Annotated in this window: 23 protein-coding genes; 11 read left to right on the forward strand and 12 right to left on the reverse strand. The window is 61.4% G+C overall.

The genetic code is table 11. From position 1 onward, the window contains the following. Positions 1–20 precede the first annotated feature (20 nt). The 6 genes from BM346_RS05355 to BM346_RS05380 form a co-directional block, all read right to left on the reverse strand. The gene (locus tag BM346_RS05355) at positions 21–263 is read right to left on the reverse strand and encodes a BolA family protein (RefSeq protein WP_092009541.1); all 243 of its coding nucleotides are present in this window, start codon (positions 261–263) and stop codon (positions 21–23) included. Between the two features lie 50 nt (positions 264–313). Further along, positions 314–619 (reverse strand): STAS domain-containing protein, encoded by a 306-nt coding sequence (locus BM346_RS05360; RefSeq protein ID WP_092009543.1) that lies wholly within the window; start codon positions 617–619, stop codon positions 314–316. Beyond that, entirely contained in the window at positions 616–1,326 is a 711-nt protein-coding gene (locus BM346_RS05365; RefSeq protein ID WP_174805152.1) for an MlaC/ttg2D family ABC transporter substrate-binding protein, read from the reverse strand. Before BM346_RS05365 ends, BM346_RS05360 begins: the two co-directional genes overlap by 4 nt. 78 nt (positions 1,327–1,404) lie before the next feature. Further along, positions 1,405–1,863 carry an outer membrane lipid asymmetry maintenance protein MlaD gene (gene mlaD / locus BM346_RS05370; protein ID WP_092009545.1) on the reverse strand — a complete coding sequence of 153 codons (459 nt, stop codon included), beginning with the start codon at positions 1,861–1,863 and terminating at the stop codon, positions 1,405–1,407. After that, a complete protein-coding gene (mlaE, locus tag BM346_RS05375; RefSeq protein ID WP_206675705.1) occupies positions 1,863–2,642 on the reverse strand; it encodes a lipid asymmetry maintenance ABC transporter permease subunit MlaE in 780 nt (259 codons plus the stop codon). The genes mlaD and mlaE overlap by 1 nt, the downstream gene beginning before the upstream one ends. Before the next feature lie 7 nt (positions 2,643–2,649). After that, positions 2,650–3,474 carry an ABC transporter ATP-binding protein gene (locus BM346_RS05380; protein ID WP_092009547.1) on the reverse strand — a complete coding sequence of 275 codons (825 nt, stop codon included), beginning with the start codon at positions 3,472–3,474 and terminating at the stop codon, positions 2,650–2,652. 178 nt (positions 3,475–3,652) lie between these two features. Between BM346_RS05380 and BM346_RS05385 the strand changes: the two genes are divergently transcribed. From BM346_RS05385 to yjgA, 11 genes are all read left to right on the forward strand, one after another. Next, the gene (locus BM346_RS05385; RefSeq protein WP_092009549.1) at positions 3,653–4,621 is read left to right on the forward strand and encodes a KpsF/GutQ family sugar-phosphate isomerase; all 969 of its coding nucleotides are present in this window, start codon (positions 3,653–3,655) and stop codon (positions 4,619–4,621) included. A gap of 10 nt (positions 4,622–4,631) precedes the next feature. Further along, entirely contained in the window at positions 4,632–5,204 is a 573-nt protein-coding gene (locus tag BM346_RS05390) for a KdsC family phosphatase (RefSeq protein ID WP_092009551.1), read from the forward strand. Further along, the gene (gene lptC, locus BM346_RS05395) at positions 5,201–5,821 is read left to right on the forward strand and encodes an LPS export ABC transporter periplasmic protein LptC (protein ID WP_092009553.1); all 621 of its coding nucleotides are present in this window, start codon (positions 5,201–5,203) and stop codon (positions 5,819–5,821) included. Before BM346_RS05390 ends, lptC begins: the two co-directional genes overlap by 4 nt. Continuing rightward, entirely contained in the window at positions 5,805–6,344 is a 540-nt protein-coding gene (lptA, locus tag BM346_RS05400; protein ID WP_092009555.1) for a lipopolysaccharide transport periplasmic protein LptA, read from the forward strand. The genes lptC and lptA overlap by 17 nt, the downstream gene beginning before the upstream one ends. A gap of 12 nt (positions 6,345–6,356) precedes the next feature. Continuing rightward, positions 6,357–7,082 carry an LPS export ABC transporter ATP-binding protein gene (gene lptB, locus BM346_RS05405; RefSeq protein WP_092009557.1) on the forward strand — a complete coding sequence of 242 codons (726 nt, stop codon included), beginning with the start codon at positions 6,357–6,359 and terminating at the stop codon, positions 7,080–7,082. 239 nt (positions 7,083–7,321) lie between these two features. Next, positions 7,322–8,833: an RNA polymerase factor sigma-54 gene (locus BM346_RS05410; protein ID WP_092013353.1), complete on the forward strand. Its 1,512-nt coding sequence runs from the start codon at positions 7,322–7,324 to the stop codon at positions 8,831–8,833. 30 nt (positions 8,834–8,863) lie between these two features. Further along, the gene (gene hpf, locus BM346_RS05415) at positions 8,864–9,172 is read left to right on the forward strand and encodes a ribosome hibernation promoting factor (protein ID WP_092009559.1); all 309 of its coding nucleotides are present in this window, start codon (positions 8,864–8,866) and stop codon (positions 9,170–9,172) included. Positions 9,173–9,265: 93 nt separating this feature from the next. Next, the gene (ptsN, locus tag BM346_RS05420) at positions 9,266–9,733 is read left to right on the forward strand and encodes a PTS IIA-like nitrogen regulatory protein PtsN (RefSeq protein WP_092009561.1); all 468 of its coding nucleotides are present in this window, start codon (positions 9,266–9,268) and stop codon (positions 9,731–9,733) included. Positions 9,734–9,797: 64 nt separating this feature from the next. Continuing rightward, positions 9,798–10,679 (forward strand): RNase adapter RapZ, encoded by an 882-nt coding sequence (gene rapZ, locus BM346_RS05425; protein ID WP_092009563.1) that lies wholly within the window; start codon positions 9,798–9,800, stop codon positions 10,677–10,679. Between the two features lie 9 nt (positions 10,680–10,688). Next, positions 10,689–10,958, forward strand: a complete 270-nt coding sequence (locus BM346_RS05430) for an HPr family phosphocarrier protein (RefSeq protein ID WP_092009565.1) — start codon at positions 10,689–10,691, stop codon at positions 10,956–10,958. Between the two features lie 42 nt (positions 10,959–11,000). Beyond that, the gene (yjgA, locus tag BM346_RS05435) at positions 11,001–11,513 is read left to right on the forward strand and encodes a ribosome biogenesis factor YjgA (RefSeq protein ID WP_228704314.1); all 513 of its coding nucleotides are present in this window, start codon (positions 11,001–11,003) and stop codon (positions 11,511–11,513) included. Between the two features lie 242 nt (positions 11,514–11,755). Here the strand turns inward: yjgA and BM346_RS05440 are convergent, their stop codons facing one another. Genes BM346_RS05440 through mreC form a run of 6 tightly spaced genes read right to left on the reverse strand, consistent with a single transcriptional unit; the run spans position 11,756 to position 20,138 of the window. Further along, entirely contained in the window at positions 11,756–12,589 is an 834-nt protein-coding gene (locus BM346_RS05440) for a carbon-nitrogen hydrolase family protein (RefSeq protein WP_092009567.1), read from the reverse strand. Between the two features lie 47 nt (positions 12,590–12,636). Continuing rightward, positions 12,637–16,620: a YhdP family protein gene (locus BM346_RS05445; protein WP_092009569.1), complete on the reverse strand. Its 3,984-nt coding sequence runs from the start codon at positions 16,618–16,620 to the stop codon at positions 12,637–12,639. A 5-nt stretch (positions 16,621–16,625) separates the two neighbouring features. Further along, positions 16,626–18,116, reverse strand: a complete 1,491-nt coding sequence (gene rng / locus BM346_RS05450) for a ribonuclease G (protein ID WP_092009572.1) — start codon at positions 18,114–18,116, stop codon at positions 16,626–16,628. 50 nt (positions 18,117–18,166) lie between these two features. Continuing rightward, entirely contained in the window at positions 18,167–18,757 is a 591-nt protein-coding gene (locus tag BM346_RS05455; RefSeq protein WP_092009574.1) for a Maf family protein, read from the reverse strand. A 5-nt stretch (positions 18,758–18,762) separates the two neighbouring features. After that, complete coding sequence (gene mreD, locus BM346_RS05460) at positions 18,763–19,239, reverse strand: rod shape-determining protein MreD (RefSeq protein WP_092009576.1); 477 nt, start codon at positions 19,237–19,239, stop codon at positions 18,763–18,765. Next, the gene (gene mreC / locus BM346_RS05465; RefSeq protein ID WP_092013359.1) at positions 19,239–20,138 is read right to left on the reverse strand and encodes a rod shape-determining protein MreC; all 900 of its coding nucleotides are present in this window, start codon (positions 20,136–20,138) and stop codon (positions 19,239–19,241) included. Before mreC ends, mreD begins: the two co-directional genes overlap by 1 nt. Positions 20,139–20,155: the final 17 nt, after the last annotated feature.

A 20,155-nucleotide genomic window follows, 5' to 3' on the forward strand; every position in this document is an offset into this window, starting at 1 on the left:
TCCTGTTGGTCTGCAGCGGCTTACTGCTGTCTGGCTGCCCACTGGGCCGGGGTGAAAGCGCGAATGGTCAGGGCGTGGATGGTACCGTCATCCAGCTGGGGCCGAAGCGCGCCATAGATCAGCTGCTGCTTCTTGACCGGTGACATGCCCTCAAAGCGCTCGCCAATGGCCACCACCAGGTAGTGGTTGCCATCGTTCTGGACCTGGATTTCACAGTCGGGCAGTTCTTTGCGAACCAGTTCAGCAACGTCCTGGGCTTGCATAAGCGGTTTAACCTCGGTTTATACGAAAACGAAAGCGGAATTGTACCGGATTATGCAGGGCCGGTCAGCCAGTGGGAGACTCCGTTCAACCTCGACAGTTCCAGCAGTTGCCCGGACGCACCCTTCACAGCGAGGGTCAGGTTCATTCGCCGGGCCTCGCGCAGCCAGCAGAGCAGCAATGACAACAGCACGCTGCTGGCGGACTCAACGGCAGACAGGTCGACGGAGAGTCGATCACCACGGGTGCGGGACGACAGCCAGCGCTCGCCCTGCTGACGGAGCGCCAGGGCATTGTCGGCGGTAACCACACCGCCCAGGATCAGGCGGTTACCCTCCTCTGTGACGGATGCCTTCATTGGCTGTCTTCCGACTCCCCATCAGTGTCGCTTCCCACTTCTTCTTCGAGCTTCAGTGAAGCGACTGCATCACCCCAGTTGTCGATCACAGCGTCGATATCACCACGGCGGGATTCCATTTCCTGGGCGAAACGGTCACGGAAGGCCAGGCCGATGTTAACCCCCTCGACAATCACGTTCTCCACCAGCCAGTCACCGTTGTTCTTGCTGTGGTGCATGGAGTAACTCACCTGATAGCGGTTGCCCGAGTCGGAGGTTACGATCATGCCGACGGAGGCACGGCTGTCGTCCCGGGGATTGATCTCGGCCTGGTCCACTTCAATACTGAAGCCTTCGGAATTGCTGACCAGGGCCTGGGCGTAGGCGTCAAAAAGGCTGCGCTTGAACCTCGCCACGAACTCGTCCCTTTGCTCCGGCGTGGTCTGGCGGGCATAGCGCCCCATGACCCGGGCAGCGATCCGGCGGAAGTCCACAAAGCCGGTAAGGGCCTCGTCCATTTCCTCATAGAAGGCTTCCGGATCCTCCTCATAGAGGCCCTTGTTCTCGTTCAGCTTCTCCACCAGGCGCTGGGTATTCTTGTCCACGTACTCGGCCAGCTCCTGGCTGCTGGCGCTTGCCTGGCCGGCGACGAGGGCGAGGGCGGCGATAATCGCCAGCATGAGCCCGCGCAGAGGGGTTTGGATTGTCTGATTAAACGCCTGTTTCATTGCTCTCTCCTGGTATTTCGGCCTGAAGGGTTCCGACTGCGGATGTGGACAGATGGTTCCCGCCGGTCGTTCAGTCGGTCAATCCGCGGCCTGCCCCGACGCGAAGTTACTGATCATCCGCTCCAGATTGAGGGCGGACTGGGTCTCGTAGAAAGTATCGCCGTCCGACAGGGACTCCATGTCGGCGCCCGGCGAAATATCAATATACTGCTCACCCAGCAATCCGGACGTACGTATGATTGCGGAGCTGTCCGCCGGAATGCTGTCGACCCGGGCTTCGATATCGATCACCACCTTCGCCTGGAAGGTCTCCTGGTCCAGGCTGACATCCCGGATCCGCCCCACCGTCACCCCGGCCATGGAAACCCTGCCCCTCGGCGCCAGACCACCGGCATCGTTAAAGTAAGCATACACCTTATAGGTGTCGCCGGCCGGCTTGAAAGTCAGGCCACTCACCTGCAGGGCCAGGAACAGCAGCGCCGCTCCGCCCGCGAGAATGAACAGTCCGACGACGATTTCCGTGGTTCGCTTTGCCATCAGAAACTCCCGAACATGACGGCGGTGAGGACGAAATCGAGCCCCAGTACCGCCAAGGATGAATACACAACAGTCTTGGTCGTGGCCGAACTGATGCCAGCCGACGTGGGCACACAGTCGTAACCCTGATAGACCGCGATCCAGGTGCACACGAACCCGAACACCAGGCTCTTGATAATGCCGTTGATAACGTCCTTGCTGAATGTCACCGACGCCTGCATGTTGCCCCAGTAGGACCCCTCGAAGACGCCGAGCCATTCCACCCCGACCAGCATACCGCCCCAGATGCCGACGACGGAGAAAATCAGGGCCAGCACAGGCATGGAAATGAAACCGGCCAGCAGCCGGGGTGCAATGACCCGGCGCAGGGGATCCACCCCCATCATTTCCATACTGGAAAGTTGCTCGGTGGTCTTCATCAGGCCGATCTCCGCCGTCAGGGCGGAGCCCGCACGGCCCGCGAACAGAAGCGCCGTCACCACGGGACCGAGTTCCCGCAGCAGGGTCAGGGCGATCATCTGACCGATGGCGCTTTCCGAACCGAAATCACTGAGGATGGTATAGCCCTGGAGCGCCAGCACCATGCCAATAAACAGCCCCGACACCACCACGATGGCAAGCGACAACACCCCGATGGCGTATATCTGGGCCAGCAGCAGGCGAAGCCCGACCCCAGGCTTCGGCACCCCCACCAGGGCACCCCACAGGAAGATTGAGGCGCGACCGAGGGAGGCCAGCGTCTCCAGCCCGCCCCGGCCCAGGCCCGCGATTCGATCCATCAGACCGTTAGCCACCGGGCACCTCCTCCGGAGCCAGCCCACCCCAGTCGCTGTCGGGATCCGGCGCGGGGTAATGGAATGGCACCGGTCCGTCGGGCTGACCATGAAGGAACTGCTGGACACGCTCGGACGGGTGGTTGCGGAGCTCATCGGGGGTGCCCTCACCGATGATCCTGCCATCGGCGATAATGCAGGCGTAATGGGCAATGCTGAGGGACTCCGGGACATCGTGGGACACCAGCACGCTGGTCAGGCCCATGGTCGTGTTCAGTTCCCGGATCAGTTTCACCAGGACTCCCATGGCGATGGGATCCTGGCCTGCGAATGGCTCATCGTACATGATCAGCTCCGGGTCCAGGGCAATGGTACGGGCCAGGGCCACCCGGCGGGTCATGCCGCCGGACAGCTCCGCCGGCATGAGGTCGCGGGCGCCCCTCAGGCCCACCGCCTCCAGCTTCATAAGGACGATGTCGCGGATCATGTCGTCCGGCAGAGGGGTGTGCACGCGAAGGGGAAAGGCCACATTCTCGAACACGCTCAGGTCGGTGAACAGGGCCCCGCTCTGAAACAGCATGCCCATACGCTCCCTGAGGGTATAGAGGGCCTTGCGGCCCAGGCCGGGCACGTCGTTTCCGTCAACGCGGATACTGCCACTGTCCGGCTTCAACTGCCCGCCGATCAGGCGCAGCAGCGTGGTCTTGCCGGTACCACTGGGCCCCATGATAGCGGTGATGCGCCCCCGGGGGATGCTCAGTGTCACCCCATCGAAAATGCGCCGTTGGCCACGTGTGAAGACCACGTTGTCCAGCGAAATGTAGGAACGGTCAGACATGTCGGCTACCAGGGAACGACCGCGCCTCCATCCCGGATGATCACAGCGGTCCCTCATCTAAATTTTGGCGCTACATTATGCCATCTTGGCGCTACGCTCAATGGTCAGAATATCTGAGCACCCTGGGTTGGTGATATACTTGCGCCTGAATCACGCACCCTCATGCCCCAGGAGCCCCATGACCAGACCTTTTGTCTCCGCCGCGCTGCAGGCCATCGAGATCCAACGCCAGGCTGTTGGAGCCCTGCTGGACCGCATCGACGACCAGTTTGTGACCGCCTGCGAAGTCATCATGGCCTGCAAGGGACGGGTGGTGGTGACCGGTATGGGCAAGTCCGGGCATATCGGCAACAAGATCGCCGCCACCCTCGCCAGCACCGGTACTCCGGCGTTTTTCGTTCACCCTGGCGAGGCCAGCCACGGTGACCTGGGGATGATTACCAGCCAGGACGTTGTGCTCGCCATATCCAATTCCGGAAGCACCTCCGAGGTTCTCACCATTCTGCCGCTGCTCAAGCGCATGGGGGCCCCGCTGATCAGCATGACCGGTAAACCGGATTCCACCCTGGCCCGGGAAGCGGTTGCCAATCTCGACGTCAGCGTGGCCCAGGAAGCCTGTCCCCTGGGGCTCGCCCCCACCTCCAGCACTACCGCCACCCTGGTGATGGGTGACGCTCTGGCGGTTGCGTTGCTGGATGCCCGCGGTTTCAGCGCCGAGGATTTCGCCTTTTCCCACCCCGGCGGGGCCCTTGGCCGACGACTGCTGCTGCGTGTCACGGACATCATGCACACCGGTGACCGGATCCCCCGTGTTCATGAGAACACGCCACTGTCGGGAGCCTTGCTGGAGATATCCCTGAAAGGACTGGGCATGACGACCATCGTGGACGACGATGGCCAGATGGTGGGTATTTTCACCGACGGCGACCTGCGTCGCACCCTGGACCGTTCCATTGATGTCCACAACACCCTGATACGGGACGTGATGACCCGTAATGGACGAACCATCCACGATGACCAGCTCGCCGCCGAGGCACTCCACATCATGGAGGAGCTGAAGATCAACGCCCTGCCGGTAATGAACCGGGCGGAGCAGCTGGTGGGCGCCATCAACATGCACGACCTGCTGCGGGCAGGGGTGATCTGAGAGGCTGACCATGACGACGCAGGATCATAACGGACTGCAGCCACAGTGGCCGGAGTATACCCTCCGGCTGGCCCGCCCGGTACGGTTGCTGGCACTCGATGTGGACGGGGTGATGAGTGACGGCTCGCTGCTGTTTTCCGCCGCCGGCGATGAACTGAAGGCCTTTAACATCCTGGATGGCCTGGGCCTGAAGCAGGCCATGTCGGCGGGCATCGAGGTGGCGGTAATTACCGGCCGCAGCTCCCCCCTGACCGAGCGCCGCATGAACAGCCTGGGCATCACCACCCTGCTCCAGGGTCGCGAGGACAAACTTACCGCCCTGCGTGAAATTGCTGACAGCCGGGGCCTGACTGCAGATCAGCTGGCCTACGTAGGCGACGATCTGCCCGACCTGGCCGCCATCCGCTATGCCGGGTTCGGTATATCGGTGCCCAACGGCCACTGGTACGTCCGCCAGCATGCGGATTACTGCACCCATGCTGCCGGCGGGTACGGTGCGGTCCGCGAGGTCACCGACCTGTTGCTCACCGCCAGGGGCAGTCTCGACGACCAGCTCCGGGGGTGGCTCGGGGAGACATCATGACGGACCCAACGAAGCCTTCATGGAAGGAGCGGCTGGCAACACTCCTGACCAGGCCGGCGATTCGCAACCCGATTCTGCTGGTTGCCTTTGCGGCCCTGGCTTTCATACTGTGGCGCAGTGATGACCCGCAAACCATACTGACCGATGCCCAGAAATTGCGCGGGGCAGCGGAACCGGACACTTTTGTGAACCAGGGCGAGTATCGCGTGTTCGACGAGCAGGGCCAGTTGCAGGCAGTCATCAGCAGCCCCCGCATCGAGCAGCTCGAGGGGCCGGGCGAAGCCCGCATGGTCCAGCCGGAGGCCAGTCTGTATGATGCCGACACGGAATCCCGCTGGCACCTGGTCGCCCGGCAAGGGTCATTTGACCAGAGCAGCCGAATCATGGAACTTGATGGGGACGTGAGAGTCACCCGGAATGTGCAGGGGGGAGAAGCCATCCTGCGCACAGAGCACCTGCGCATCGACAACACCGCCGGCAGAATCAGCACGGACCAGCCGGTTACGCTGGAGTCTCCAGGCGCCGTCACCCGTGCCAACAGTCTGACGGGCTGGATTGATGAGCGGGTACTGGAACTGGACAACACCGTTGAGGGGATCTATGAAACCCGCCCATAAACTGGCAGGCCAGTGGCTGATGATTCCGGCGCTGCTTGCGCTGGCTTCCGGTCACGCAGCGGCGTTTGACCTGGACGCCGGCCAACCCATCCGGGTAAGCGCGGACAGCGCGCGGCTGGACGACAGCCAGGGGGTCGCCATCTACCAGGGCAACGTCAGGATAACCCAGGGCGAAACGAGGATAACGGCGGACCGGGTGGAACTCTATCGTGATGCCGACGGCCTCGACCGCATTGCCGCCAAAGGCCAGCCAGCCACCTACCACCAGCCCGCCACGGACAACCAGTCCGCCACCGATGCCCGGGCCAGGCTCATCTACTATTTCGCCGACGACAGCCGCCTGCGTTTCGAGGAGGAGGCGGTGGTGGAACAGGGAGGCAATGAGTTCCGGGGAGCCATCATCGACTACAACACCGCCAACCGGGTCGTTACCGCCGAAGGCCGTACTCCCGAGGGCGAGGGCTCGGGGCGTGTGGAAATGGTTATCCAGCCCCGGCAGGGCGCGGACTCACCAGCGGACTAGCGACCAACACCTATGGCATTACTGCAAGCGAACCACCTGGCAAAGAGCTACAAACAGAAGAAGGTCGTGATCGATGTGTCCCTGAGCATCGAAAGCGGGCAGATCGTCGGCCTGCTGGGCCCCAACGGAGCAGGCAAGACCACCTGCTTCTACATGATTGTGGGCCTGGTTCATGCGGACCATGGCCATATCAGCATCGATGGCAAGGACATCACGCCCCTGCCCATGCACGGCAGGGCCCGCCAGGGCATTGGCTACCTGCCCCAGGAAGCCTCGGTATTCCGCAAGCTCTCGGTCAGCGACAACATCATGGCGATTCTGGAGACCCGGAAGGACCTGAACCGAAAGCAGCGCCAGGATAAGCTGGAGGACCTGCTGCGGGAGTTCCATATCACCCACATTCGCGACAGCATCGGCATGGCCCTGTCCGGAGGCGAACGGCGGCGGGTGGAAATCGCCCGGGCGCTGGCCATGGAGCCGGCCTTCATCCTGCTGGACGAGCCTTTTGCCGGGGTCGACCCCATTTCCGTCAGTGACATCAAACAGATCATCCGCCACCTGCGTGACATGGGCATCGGCGTGCTGATTACCGACCATAACGTCCGGGAAACCCTCGATATCTGCGAGAAGGCCTACATCGTGAGCAGTGGTCACATCATCGCTTCGGGCTCGGCCGAGGAGATCCTCGCCAACCAGCAGGTCAAGGAGGTCTATCTGGGCGAGGAGTTCCGGCTCTGACCTCGCCGCTCGCCGCGGTCGCGAGCGGTTACATTTTCACACCGTCCTCCCGGTGCTAACAATTGTGTTCCGACAGCCAAAGGGAGTACACTCGGCAAAGAACTTGCTTGTTATTTCCAAGTATCCGGTAACACTGATTTTTTTGCCAAATCCTGACGATAATTGAGCTGAATCAGTGGCTTTTTTGATAAATCTGTTATCGGTTACCTCAGAAGGGTGGTGGATCTCGAACCATGGTTATGAAAGCCTCATTACAGTTAAAGATGGGTCAGAGCCTGACCATGACCCCACAACTGCAACAGGCAATCCGGCTGCTCCAGCTCTCTACCCTGGACCTGCAGCAGGAAATCCAGCAGGCGCTCGATTCCAACCCGATGCTGGAAACCCCCGACGACGACGAAGGCACCGACTCTGACCAGGAAAGGGAGCGGGAGAGGGAGACCGATCGCTCCGACGATCAGGTAACCGCATCCGAGGGCAGTGAAAATCCCTGGGACGAATCCGACTGGTCCGCCGACAACAACGACACCGGTACCATACCGGACGATCTGCCGGTGGATACCGCCTGGGATGATATCTACCAGTCGGCGCCCGCCTCCTCCTCCCGGGGCGACGACGACAACGACAGCGATTTCGAGAGCCGAAACCCGGCGACGGAGACCCTGCGGGATCATCTGGAGTGGCAACTGAACCTTACCCCCCTGAATGAGCGCGACAGTGCCATCGCCCATGCCCTGCTCGACGCTGTGGATGACCGGGGCTACCTGACCTCCGAGGTGGAGGAGATCCACTCCGGGCTGGTGACCGAGGGCGACGAGGATCCCCTGGAACTGGACGAGGTGGAAGCGGTACTGCATCGCCTGCAGCACTTCGATCCGCCTGGCGTCTTTGCCCGGGACCTGCAGGACTGTCTGCTGATCCAGCTCAACCAGCTGCCCCCGGATACGCCCTGGCTGGCCCAGGCGCGACTGGTGATCACCCACTACATCAACCTGCTGGGCAATCGCGATTACGCCCAGCTGCTGCGCAGAAGCCGGCTCAAGGAAGACCAGTTACGGGAAGTACTGGCGGTGATAACCTCGCTGAACCCCCACCCGGGGGACAGCCTCGACCGCTCGGAGCCGGACTACGTCATTCCCGATGTGATTGTGCGCAAGGAAAAGGGTCGCTGGCGGGTGGAACTGAACCCGGAAATAGCACCGCGCATTCGCGTCAATGCCAGCTATGCTTCCCTTATCAGGCGGGCGGACAGCAGTGCCGACAATACCTACATGCGGGACCAGCTGCAGGAGGCCAAGTGGTTTATCAAGAGCCTCCAGAGCCGGAACGAGACCCTGCTGAAAGTGGCGACCCGAATAGTTGAACATCAGCAGGGTTTTCTGGACCATGGTGAGGAGGCGATGAAGCCTCTGATTCTGTCGGATATCGCCCAGGCGGTGGAAATGCACGAGTCCACTATCTCCCGGGTAACGACCCAGAAGTACATGCATACCCCCCGTGGCATCTTCGAGCTGAAGTATTTCTTCTCGAGTCACGTGAGCACGGACGAGGGTGGCGAATGCTCCTCCACGGCCATCCGTGCCATGATCAAGAAACTGATTGCGGCGGAAACCCCGAAAAAGCCGCTCAGCGACAGCAAGATTGCCACGATGCTGGGAGAACAGGGCATCAAGGTGGCCCGGCGAACGGTGGCAAAGTACCGTGAAGCCATGCATATTCCGCCCTCCAATGAGCGGAAACGACTGGTCTGAACAATAGGGTCTGACAAACAGGAGAAGCCCATGCAACTGAATATTTCCGGTCATCACGTTGAACTGACTCCCGCCCTCAAGGATTACGTGAACGAGAAGTTCCAGAAACTCGAACGCCACTTTGATCATATCAGTAACTGTCAGGTCACCCTCGAGGTGGAAAAAGTGCGCCAGATTGCAGAGGCAACCCTGCACGTGGTGGGAGGCGAGATACATGCCAAGGCCGAGAACAGCGACATGTATGCGGCAATCGACGCTCTCATCGACAAACTTGACCGGCAGATCCTCAAGCACAAGGAAAAGAATGTTGACCGGATGCATGGAGCTGCAGCCCGCTAAACATTACCCGGTCTAACCGGCTATAATCTGTGCCACACCGCTGCGGTACGATGTCGTGCCGCAGCATTTTTTTATCGTGACCAATGAGAATCCATGACCGATTCGACCCTGACCATCAACAATATCCTGGCGCCGGAGCTGACCCTGTGCGGCGTCAGCGCTTCCAGCAAGAAGCGGATTCTTGAATTCATTGCGGAAAAGGTGGCCGGACATTACCCGGAACTGGACGAAACCCAGATCTTCAATAACCTGGTGGCGCGGGAACGCCTCGGCAGCACGGGCATCGGCCAGGGTATCGCCATCCCCCATTGCCGGCTGGAAGGCTGCACCCGGGTGGTCGGCGCCCTGGTGACCCTGAAGGAAGGAGTCGCTTTTGACGCCATCGACAATCAGCCCGTCGACCTGCTGTTCACCCTGATTGTCCCGAAGGAAGCCACCTCCGAACACCTGGAGCTCCTCAGCCAACTGGCGGAAAAGTTCAACGAACGTTCATTCTGCGACAGCCTGCGGGCCTGTTCCGGCTCCGACGACCTGTATCGCCAGATGACCGGCAACGGGTGATCCGTCGGGATCGCCCGGCACACCGGACCGCCGGTGAACGCCTGGCTGCAAGAGGGTATCTCCCATGAAGCTGATCATTGTTAGCGGTCGTTCAGGCTCGGGCAAGAGTACGGCACTGCACGTGCTGGAGGACCTTGGCTTCTACTGCATCGATAACCTGCCGATCGGGCTGCTGTTTCCCCTGACCACAGAAGCCACGACCCGCAACTCCGGTACTCGCCTGCAGAACATTGCCGTCAGCATCGATGCCCGTAACCTGTCCGACGAGATTGCCAATTTCGAGACCATTCACCAGCGTCTGCTGGAAATCGGCATGACCACCGAGATCATCTATCTGGACGCCTCCGAGCAGTCGCTGCTGCAACGCTTCCATGCTACCCGGCGCAAGCATCCGCTCAGTGACGACAGTACCTCCCTCACCGAGGCGATACGGTTCGAGAAGAAACTGCTGGAGCCCATTGCGCAGCTGGCGGATCTCTACCTGGACACCACCGAGCTGTCCATGTACGAACTGAGGGATCTGATCAAGCAACGGGTTATCGGTCGCAGCGAACAGGAGCTGGCCCTGCTGTTCCAGTCCTTCGGCTTCAAGCATGGCGTTCCGGTGGACTCCGACTACGTTCTTGATGTGCGCTGCCTGCCCAATCCCTACTGGGACACGTCCCTTCGCAAGTACACGGGGCTGGACCAGCCGGTGCAGGAGTTCCTCGGCGGGGACCCCATGACCAATCGCATGATCGACGATATCACCCGCTTCCTGGAACACTGGCTGCCCGAGTTCAGCAACAGCAACCGGAGTTACATGACCATTTCCATTGGCTGCACAGGTGGCCAGCACCGGTCGGTGTATGTGTGCGAGCAGCTCTCACGCTATTTCAAGCGCCAGTACAACCAGGTGCAGACCCGGCATACCGAACTGCCCCACCTGAACCCGAAATCTCACTGAAAGAGCCACATGATCCGCCAACCCATTACCATCATCAACAAACTCGGTCTTCATGCCCGTGCAGCCGCCAAGCTGGTGGAGACCGCCTCCCGCTTCGAGAGCCGTGTTCAGCTGGTAAAGGACAACCGGGAAGTGGACGCCAAGAGCATCATGCCCGTGATGATGCTGGCGGCCAGCCAGGGCACCGAAGTGGAGCTCAAGGCCGAAGGCCCCGACGAAGAACAGGCCGTTGCGGCCCTTGAAGAACTAATCAACGACTATTTTGGCGAGGGTGGGTAAACCGTGAGCAGGAAAAGCCATCAGAACCCGTCGCAAGACGACATCCACAACGATGAAGACCTGATCAAGAGCAAATCCCAGCTCAAGCGGGAAATGCACGAGTTGCAGGACCTCGGCAAACGGATGCTGGATCTCAGCGATGATCAGCTGGTCTCCCTGCCCATGAGCGAGACGCTGAAACGTGCCATCGTGGAGTCCCGCCGCATCCGCCAGCATGAGGCCCGTCGCCGCCACCTCCAGTACGTGGGCAAGGTGATCCGCAACGAGGACGACCCGGAAGCGCTGAGGCGTGCCGTGGAAGCCTTCGACGCCGGGAGCGAGGAACACACCCGGCGCCACCATCTGGCAGAGCGTTGGCGCGACCAGCTGATAGCCGAAGGCAACGCTGCTGTCGCCGGCTTCGTGGAACAATGCCCGGCCACCGACGTCCAGCACCTGCGCAACCTGGTACGCAACGCCCAGAAAGACGCCCAGGCGGAAAAGAACACCGGCCAGGGCAGGAAGCTGTTCCGCTATTTGCGGGAGTGCATAGACGAGGCCGAGCAGAACTCTTAAAAAACAGATTTTTAGCCGCGGAATCCGCGGAAGAACGCGGAAAAAATAATTTAGCCACGGAAAACACGGAAAACACGGAAAACACGGAAGAAAAGATAAAAGAAGAAAAAATGGTTGCGGGTATTATCAATGTACTAATCCTACCGCAACCTATGTTTTTTATTTTTCCGTGTCCTTCCGTGGTTTCCGTGGCTATCTCTGGTCTTTTCTTTCCGCATTCTTCCGCGGCTAAATCATTCCTTCTAGAAGCGACGGTGCTCCCAGACGGGCATGCGCTTGCGAACCTCGGCCAGGTAGTCGAGGTTCAGTTCGGTGGAGATGACCCCCGCACCTTCCGCCAGCTCTTTCACCACTCCGCCCCAGGGATCCACGATCATGGAGTGGCCGTAGGTGCGGCGGCGTTCGCTGTTCTGGCCTCCCTGCCCCGGCGCGACCACCCAGACCTGGTTTTCGATGGCCCGGGCGCGGACCAGGGGGTGCCAGTGGGCATCTCCGGTGTGCCAGGTGAAGGCGCTGGGCAGGGAAATCCAGTCCACTTCCTTCTCCCGGAGCAACCGGAACATCTTCGGAAAACGGAGGTCGTAGCAGATCGACAGACCGAGCCGGCCTGCGGGGGTATCCACGGCGACCAGGCTGTCACCGGGCTCGAACGTGTCGGACTCCCGGTACTGCCCCTGGCTGTCTTCAACCATGGCGTCGAAAAGGTGAATCTTGTCATAGCGGGCCACTTCCCTGCCCTGATCGTCCACTACCACACAGCTGGCCCGCACCCGGCCCTCAATGGGCGAGCCGTCGGGCCTCGCGGCAATGGGCAGCGACCCACCCACGATCCAGAGGCCATGTTTTCGGGCCTGCTCCGCCAGGAACTGACGGATGGGGCCTTCCGGGCTGACCTCGCGACCTCCGTGGAGCGCCATATTGGCGGTATCCAGCACTGCAAAGTTCTCCGGCAGCACGGCGACCCTGGCGCCCTGCTCGGCGGCCTTCGCCAGCAGCAGCGATGCCTGGTGCAGATTGTCGTCGATCTGGTGCGTACTCACCATCTGGATGGCGGACACGGTCTGAGAATGCGCCATGGAAGTTCTCTCCGGGAGTGTGAGCCGGCCAGCGGAAAGCCGGACGGCTAGTCCTGATTACCTGTGTCAAAAATGTTCCTGAGGGTGACCTCCGGATTTTCCCAGGTACCTTTTACACTATAAGTGGCACTGGTGAGTCGGCTCAATGGTTCTCCAAGAAGTTTGTCCAGAACAAACAACGCTCCGCCCACCGGAGGCGATGCTCCCAGCAGGATCGCCGCCAGTGGTAGATTCTGGGTCAGCGGAAGAATCACCACCAGGCGCATGTCCAGGCTCTTGTCAGCCAGGTTGGTGGCACCGGAAAGCCTGAGGGCTCCAGAGGGCCCGGCCAGTTGCAGGTCAGGTTTCCAGCGCAGCACCCCCTCGTTGAGGGCGCCCTTGCCATAAATGGCGTCGAAGGCAATACCCGCTTCGTAGAGATCGGAAAAGTCGAACTTCAGGCGGCGCTGCAGCGTGTCGGTGTTGAGCAGGTTGAATACCCGGAACAGCTGGGCGGTATTATTGCTCTCCAGAATCACGCCGTCATTCAGGCGGAGCGTAAACTCACCGTTGAGGCGGCCCGCCGTGAACTGGTCCGGTCGTCCGGCCCAGGCAACATCAAGGTCCAGAATGGACCCTTCGTTGGTCAATGGCATCGGTTCGCCCAGAAGACCGCTCAGATCCTGCAGCCCCCCGCCCTCGAGAACACCCCTGAGTGCGGTGACTTCCTCTCCGGAACCGACACCCCAGCTCAGTTGGCCCGCGAAGGCGAGGCTTCCAAGCTGCCCCTGCAGATCCCGGAGAGCGATCCGTTCCGGCTCCGAATCCAGAACGAACGACCAGGAGCCGGCCGGATCGTCCCCCAACACCAGGGACTCGATCCGCACATCCACGGAAGGCCATTCGCCGGCCCGCATTTCGTAGAATGCCCGCAGCTGCTCCGAGGGAGTCAGCAATTCGGGAACCGAGGCCACGGCCGGATCCTCCGGGTCGGGTGACCGTTCCAGCTGCAACCGGGCAAGGTCGACCCAGACCAGATCTTCACCGCGGGAGACACGTATCCGGCCGGTGATACGTTCCGAATCCGTGGTAATGAGCCAGCCGCCACTTTCCGGACGAAGGGTCGCGCTGAACCCGGGCAGACGCTGGTCGCCCAGGATCAGCTGGTCCGCGGACAGCCTCACCTGGTTCAGCCAGTCCCGCGGCGGGGGCAATGTCTCGACCGTGGTCGACTCATCAGGGGTTTCGGTGAAACCGGCGGCAAAGACTTTCAGCCGCTCCAGCCAGGGTTTCCAGCGGGTCGGCGCGAACTGCCCCATAGTGGCGTCAACCTCGAGGCCCGAGGCGACGGGCAGGTCGGCGTTCGTCTGCCCGACGGTGACTTCGCCGGACCAGAATCGGCCGTCACGCCAGTCCAGGGCCACACCCAGCCGCTCTCCCCAGGTTCCCCGCAGGGTGAGTCGCTGAGGCGAATGCCACTGCAGCACCGCATCGATGGTTTCTTCCGGGCCCGCCTGCCGGGAGAGCGGCCCGGGCCACTCGGACCAGAGCCCGGCGCCATTGGCGGTAATCGCGAGCCGTACCGGAGCCTCCGCGGCAATATCCAGTTGCGCCCGGTAGGGCAACCTGCCCTCGATGCCGGGGAAGGCTGCCTGCTCCCCCATCGCCTGACTCACCAGCTCCCCCAGTTCCGCCTGGCCGGACTGGATCACGGAAAGCCGTTGTTCACCCGGTGGCGCCCGCAGGGAAACCGTTACCGGCTCATCCAGGAAGCGGGCATTGAAACTGTTCGTGTCGAAGCCATCGGCGCTGGTGTAGCGCAGTTGCCCCGACAGGTTCTGCCAGTGGAGATCCGCGCCCGGATAATGCACCTCACCGTTCTCCGTGGCGATGGCCGCGCTCACCCTGACCGGTACACTGGTATCCAGGGGAATGCCAAGGCCGAGTTCAACGTCAAAATCTCCGCTAACGCTGACCGTATCCGCTGCCTCCCCGGCCATGTCGCCCAACGGGGTTTCCCGCAGCCAGTAGGCCACCTGGTCGCCGTTCACTCGGGTATTGGCTGCCACCCGGACCTCGGTGGGGCCGCCTTCCGGCGCCACCGTCACCTCGCCCCCCTGCAGACTGATGCCGCCGGTATTGGCACTCTCAAGGACAACCCGTGTGTGACCATTATTGATGGTCACTGCACCGTTGGCATCGGTTACCTCCGGCCACTTGGGATCATAACGGACCCGGGCATTCCTGAACCGGTAGCTCTGGGCGGTACTGAAACTGAAGGGCGGCTTGTCACGGCCAATCTGGCCATGGGCCCGGAACTCTCCACTGACCACCTCCCCATCGATGATGGCGGTTGTCAGCCAGTCGTATAGGCCGGGATCGACAGCGCCGACCGGCACCAGGTCCGGCAACATGTCCGCGGTGGCGTTGGCGATCGTCACCCGCAGGCCCAGGTTATCCTCGCCATAGCGATCGAGCCTCAGGTCAAAGGCCCCGGTCAGGCGTGTCTGCTCCTGATAGTGCATATCCAGACCACTGCCGAAAACCCGGATAATACCTCCGTCGAGGCGCCAGCCCACTTTCCCGCTGGCTTCCCGGATGGTCCACGGGTCGGCGTACAACTGGGGAAAGTAAAGGGTCATATCCTGCCCCTCAAGGACCGCGCGCCCTCCGTGACGGTTCAGCCAGACCGTGCCTCGCAGGTTGCCGCCCGCAGGGGCGCCGTGATGAGCCTGGACACTCACGCCATCCAGACCCGCCGCAATCTCGAAGTCTTCCGGCTTCTGCCAGGGCAGGCTCAGCCGGAACGATGACAGGGTGCCCTCCGGTTGATAGTAGCCCAGCTCGACCACCGCCCGCGCCGGCAACATCTCCGCGGCCACTGCCACCCGGGCAATCTCGCCAACGGGGACGCGGGCCGCTTCGACCCGGATGTCATCATCTGTGTATTCCACCCGGGCATCGACCCCGGCAACGGAGTCACCATGCCAGTCCCATCCGAGATTGGCGATGGCCATGCGACCACCCGCCTCCGTGGCCTGCCAGCCAATGTCCGCGGTCAGGTTTTTCAGGGGTGGCAGGGTATTCAGCTCATTGCTCACCTGGAAAAGGGGCAGCTCAAGCCTGCCATTGAGCTTGCGCAGGCGACCTTCCTCGAACCGCAGCCAGGTGTCGGCATTCGCCTCCAGCTCCAGTATCTGAAAGCCTTCCCACTCCATGCCCCGGGTTATGCCTTCGAAAAAACCACCGGGGGTGATTTCGGCCCAGGCATCGCCGGTAAAACGCCCTTCCAGAAGCCCCCTGCCCCTTACCGAAAATCTTGCCACCTGGTTCAGGGTTCCCTGGCGCATGGCCCTGCCAGAAGCTCTTACCGCGCCACCCTCGTAAACCAGGTCAAGCTGCGGGATATCCACATAGATAGCGTCGGTGTCGGGAGCCCTAAGGCCGAGAGTAAAGTGGGTAAGACGAATGTGGGGATCCGATATCCGGCGTGTCAGTTCGTCCAGCCACCTTTCCGGATCAAGCCACCTGTCCAGAGTGTCCTCGTTCGGGTCCGGTTCCTCGGGGGAAAACCCGTTGAGCCGGATGCCGTCCGGCGTGAAACGGCCCTGCTCATCCCTGGCGACCACCAGCTCCAGTCCGTCCGCCTCTATTCTTTCGAACACCAGCGCCAGGCGCAGCAGTGACCGGGGTCCATCCAGGCGTAGCAGCAGGTGCTGCAGGGTGGCGGCTTCCTTCTCCGGCTCCCCGGCATGGGTCAGGCGTACGCCGCTGGCCTGGAGCACCGGATCCGGCCCCCGCCAGTCTGCGGTGAGTTCGTGGATGGTGACCGGTTGGCCCAGACGGTCACTGAGGACTTCTTCCACAGCCGGCCGGTAATCATCGATATTATCCGCCAGATGACGGAGGTAGGCCGCGCCCACCGCCACCACTACCAGTAACAGCAGCAGAGACCAGCCGAGAACGGCTTTCAGATGCCCGGACAGAGTGGGCTTCGGCCTGGATGGGCGCCGGTGCGCCCGATCACCAGAATCGGAGGGTCGGGAAGACATCACTTTCAGAGCAAGACCACATCGTACTGTTCCTGGCTGTAGAAGGGCTCGACCTGGAACCGGATCGACTTGCCGATGAAGCTTTCCAGGTCGGCGACGTTGTCCGCCTCCTCATCCACCAGACGATCCACCACCTTCTGGGAGGCCATGACCAGGTAACTTTCCGCCTCATAGGCCCGATTCACCCGCAGGATCTCCCGAAAGACTTCATAGCATACGGTTTCCGCGGTTTTGAGAAACCCCCGGCCGTCACAGATCGGGCAGGGTTCACACAGGATCTGCCCCAGGCTCTCGGTGGTGCGTTTGCGGGTCATTTCCACCAGGCCAAGCTCCGAGACCCCGGTAATCTTGGTCTTGGCGTGATCCCGCTCCAGCATTTTCTCCAGCATGCGATGAACCTGGCGCTGGTGCTCCGGGTCGTCCATGTCGATGAAGTCGATAATGATGATGCCGCCCAGGTTGCGCAGCCGAAGCTGGCGGCTTATCGCCCGGGCCGCCTCCAGGTTGGTCTTGAAGATGGTTTCTTCAAGGTTGCGGTGACCCACGAACGCCCCGGTGTTGATGTCAATGGTGGTCATCGCCTCGGTCTGGTCGATAATGACATAACCACCGGACTTGAGCTGGACCTTGCGGCTCAGGGCCTTCTGGATCTCGTCCTCGACACTGTAGAGGTCGAAGATCGGCCGTTCCCCGGGATAGTATTCCACCTTGTCCTGGAACTCGGTGACAAACTCGTTCACGAATTCCATGACCCGCTGGTGACTTTCACGGGAATCAATGCGGACCTTTTCGGTCTGTGGCCGGATCAGGTCACGGATCGTGCGGATAAACAGCGGCAGATCCTGGTAGACGATAGCAGGGGCCTTCACCTGCTCAATGCGATCAATAATGGACTGGTTGAGGCGCTGGAGATAGGCCATGTCCGCCAGCAGGTCATCCGGTGTAACCCCCTCGGCGGCGGTGCGGATGATAAACCCGCCGGCGCAATGTTCCTGGCTGGCAATCCGGGATTCGACAGTCGTCTTCAGGCGGGTCCGCTCGTCATCATCCTCGATCCGCTGGGAGATTCCGATGTGGTGCACGCCGGGCATGAACACCAGATAACGGGAGGGAATCGACAACTGGGTGGTCAGACGGGCGCCCTTGGTACCGATGGGGTCCTTGGTGACCTGGACCACCAGCGACTGTCCCTCACGCAACAGGGTACGGATATCCGGAACCGGGCGCGGGCCGTTGCCCGGTTCCGGGTTGTCAGCGCCGTCGCCCTCCACGGGCAGCACGTCGGACGCGTGAATAAACGCTGCCCGCTCAAGACCGATGTCCACGAAGGCAGCCTCCATGCCCGGCAGCACTCTCACGACCTTACCCTTGAAGATGTTGCCGACAATGCCCTTGCGGCTGGTGCGTTCGACATAAGCCTCCTGAAGCATCCCGTTTTCAACCAGTGCCACCCGGGTCTCCACCGGTGTAACGTTGATCAGGATCTCTTCGCTCATGTCACTCTCCGTTCAGGAACTCAGTGTGGCTACCCGGGAATTGCAGCCGTTCAGGATATCCAGTACTTCCAGACCGGCACGCCGGCGTCGGCCAGGAGTTCGGCCGTAATGTCCAGCGGTAGCCCGACCACCGCACTGTAACTGCCCTGGATCTGTCTGACAAAAGCACCCCCCTTACCCTGGATGCCATAACCACCTGCCTTGTCCATGGGCTCTCCGGTGTCGCAGTAAGCCTGGATTTCCCCGGGCGCCAGAACCCGGAAGGAAACCTCGGTGACACTCAGACGGACCCGGCATATACCGGCACCGGCCAGGGCAACCCCCGTCATGACCTGATGCCGCCGACCCGACAGATCCTGCAGCATCGCCACGGCGGCCTCCCGACTATGGGGTTTGCCGAGAATCCGGTCGTCAAGAACCACGGATGTATCCGAGCCCAGTACCAGGGCCTCGGCCTCACCGGCCAGCTCGTAGCCCGCGACGGCCTTTTCACGGGCCAGGCGGGTAACGTAGTCCGCCGGAGCCTCTCCCTGCCCGGGTGTCTCATCGATGTCGAGGGCCATCGTGGTAAAAGATAGCCCAAGCTGGCGCAGCAATTCAGCCCGACGCGGCGATGCTGACGCAAGAATGATCGGTTGCATGGACACTAGCCCAGTTTGAGGTTAAGCCGGTCCAGCAGCGGACAGACGATGACCCAGAGAACGGCGCTGGTGGCGGCGGGCCACAGATAGTCAAAACCGGCGCTCTCGGCCCCCAGCAGCTGCTTGATGAAATGCACCAGCATCTGGTTGATGCCCAGCAGCAGAAAAACAATCAGGCACTGCTGGACCATGGGGAACATTCGCAGACGCTGATGCACGGTCAGTACCAGGAACGCGATAACCGCCATGCCAAGCGCGTTGACGCCCAGGGGTGTGGCTTCAATGACGTCCAGCAGGAGCCCCAGGACCCAGGCAGACAGGATGCCAAACTGGGCCGGCGCACGAAAGGTCCAGTAGAAAACCATCAGCCCTACCCACTCCGGCCTGAACTCGAACCAGCCATGGGGAAAGAGGGAAATGCTCAGCACCAGGGAAACAACAATGCTGAGCAACATGACCGGATAACTGATCACCGAGAGCATCAGCGTGCCTCCCCTGGCTCAGCATCCCCGGCAGACCCGCCCTCGCCATCATCCTGCTGATCGTAAAGCTCGCCGGCGCCGGCGGCGCCCGCTTCCTGGAACACCACCAGGACCAGTTTGCTTCGACTGAGGCTGGCCATTGGCTCTGCGTGGATGGTAATGAACGGTGCGCCCGGGTCCTTGGTAATGGAGGAGACTTCCGCCACCGGATAGCCCTTCGGGAAACGTCCTCCCAGGCCGGAACTGACAAGAACATCACCCTCGCGGATATCTCCGGTGTCCGGAACGTGGACCAGTTCCAGCTGACCGATATCGCCATTACCCAGTAGGATGGCACGCAGGCCGTTGCGGAGCACTTCCACCGGTACGGCATGGCTGCTGTCGGAAATCAGGAGAACACGGGAGGTAAAGGCGGAAGTGTACAGCACCTGCCCCATAAGACCATTGGCATCGAGGATCGCCTGCCCGGCCGAAACCCCGTCGCGGGAACCCTTGTTGATGATCACTTCGTGGGAATACGGATCCGGCGAGACGCCAACCACCTCAGCCACCACCACACGGTCATCAAGTGTGCCGGAAGCATTCATCAGCTCACGCAGGCGATTATTTTCGGCCGCCACGGCCGCGTACTTGAGGGCGCGACGCTCCAGGATCATCAGGCGCGCCTTGAGGGCCTCGTTTTCGCTGACGAGATCTTCCCGGGGGGTTACCAACCCCGCGAACCAGTCCCCGAGGCGGTCCGGGGCATTGCCCAGCCAGAACACGGGAGCGAGGAAGGTGGAGATTCTGCTACGGACCTCTTCCAGCCGGTCAAAGCGGGCGTCGGCGACAATCAGCACCAGTGATAACACCAGCACGAACAGGAGCCGAAAACCGGGGACCGGGCCCTGTACAAAAATGGTCTTAATAGTGACTC

The organism is Marinobacter daqiaonensis, from assembly GCF_900115285.1.
Classification (GTDB): Bacteria; Pseudomonadota; Gammaproteobacteria; order Pseudomonadales; family Oleiphilaceae; genus Marinobacter; species Marinobacter daqiaonensis.

Coding starts and splice junctions, on each gene's coding strand:
- lptC (WP_092009553.1), top strand. CDS start 5,201: ATGACGGACCCAACGAAGCCTTCATGGAAGGAGCGGCTGGCAACACTC.
- BM346_RS05410 (WP_092013353.1), top strand. CDS start 7,322: ATGAAAGCCTCATTACAGTTAAAGATGGGTCAGAGCCTGACCATGACC.
- mlaD (WP_092009545.1), bottom strand. CDS start 1,863: ATGGCAAAGCGAACCACGGAAATCGTCGTCGGACTGTTCATTCTCGCG.
- BM346_RS05455 (WP_092009574.1), bottom strand. CDS start 18,757: ATGCAACCGATCATTCTTGCGTCAGCATCGCCGCGTCGGGCTGAATTG.
- lptA (WP_092009555.1), top strand. CDS start 5,805: ATGAAACCCGCCCATAAACTGGCAGGCCAGTGGCTGATGATTCCGGCG.
- BM346_RS05385 (WP_092009549.1), top strand. CDS start 3,653: ATGACCAGACCTTTTGTCTCCGCCGCGCTGCAGGCCATCGAGATCCAA.
- BM346_RS05430 (WP_092009565.1), top strand. CDS start 10,689: ATGATCCGCCAACCCATTACCATCATCAACAAACTCGGTCTTCATGCC.
- hpf (WP_092009559.1), top strand. CDS start 8,864: ATGCAACTGAATATTTCCGGTCATCACGTTGAACTGACTCCCGCCCTC.
- ptsN (WP_092009561.1), top strand. CDS start 9,266: ATGACCGATTCGACCCTGACCATCAACAATATCCTGGCGCCGGAGCTG.
- rng (WP_092009572.1), bottom strand. CDS start 18,116: ATGAGCGAAGAGATCCTGATCAACGTTACACCGGTGGAGACCCGGGTG.
- BM346_RS05380 (WP_092009547.1), bottom strand. CDS start 3,474: ATGTCTGACCGTTCCTACATTTCGCTGGACAACGTGGTCTTCACACGT.
- BM346_RS05440 (WP_092009567.1), bottom strand. CDS start 12,589: ATGGCGCATTCTCAGACCGTGTCCGCCATCCAGATGGTGAGTACGCAC.
- BM346_RS05360 (WP_092009543.1), bottom strand. CDS start 619: ATGAAGGCATCCGTCACAGAGGAGGGTAACCGCCTGATCCTGGGCGGT.
- BM346_RS05390 (WP_092009551.1), top strand. CDS start 4,632: ATGACGACGCAGGATCATAACGGACTGCAGCCACAGTGGCCGGAGTAT.
- lptB (WP_092009557.1), top strand. CDS start 6,357: ATGGCATTACTGCAAGCGAACCACCTGGCAAAGAGCTACAAACAGAAG.
- BM346_RS05355 (WP_092009541.1), bottom strand. CDS start 263: ATGCAAGCCCAGGACGTTGCTGAACTGGTTCGCAAAGAACTGCCCGAC.
- mlaE (WP_206675705.1), bottom strand. CDS start 2,642: ATGGATCGAATCGCGGGCCTGGGCCGGGGCGGGCTGGAGACGCTGGCC.
- BM346_RS05445 (WP_092009569.1), bottom strand. CDS start 16,620: ATGTCTTCCCGACCCTCCGATTCTGGTGATCGGGCGCACCGGCGCCCA.
- mreD (WP_092009576.1), bottom strand. CDS start 19,239: ATGCTCTCGGTGATCAGTTATCCGGTCATGTTGCTCAGCATTGTTGTT.
- rapZ (WP_092009563.1), top strand. CDS start 9,798: ATGAAGCTGATCATTGTTAGCGGTCGTTCAGGCTCGGGCAAGAGTACG.
- BM346_RS05365 (WP_174805152.1), bottom strand. CDS start 1,326: ATGAAACAGGCGTTTAATCAGACAATCCAAACCCCTCTGCGCGGGCTC.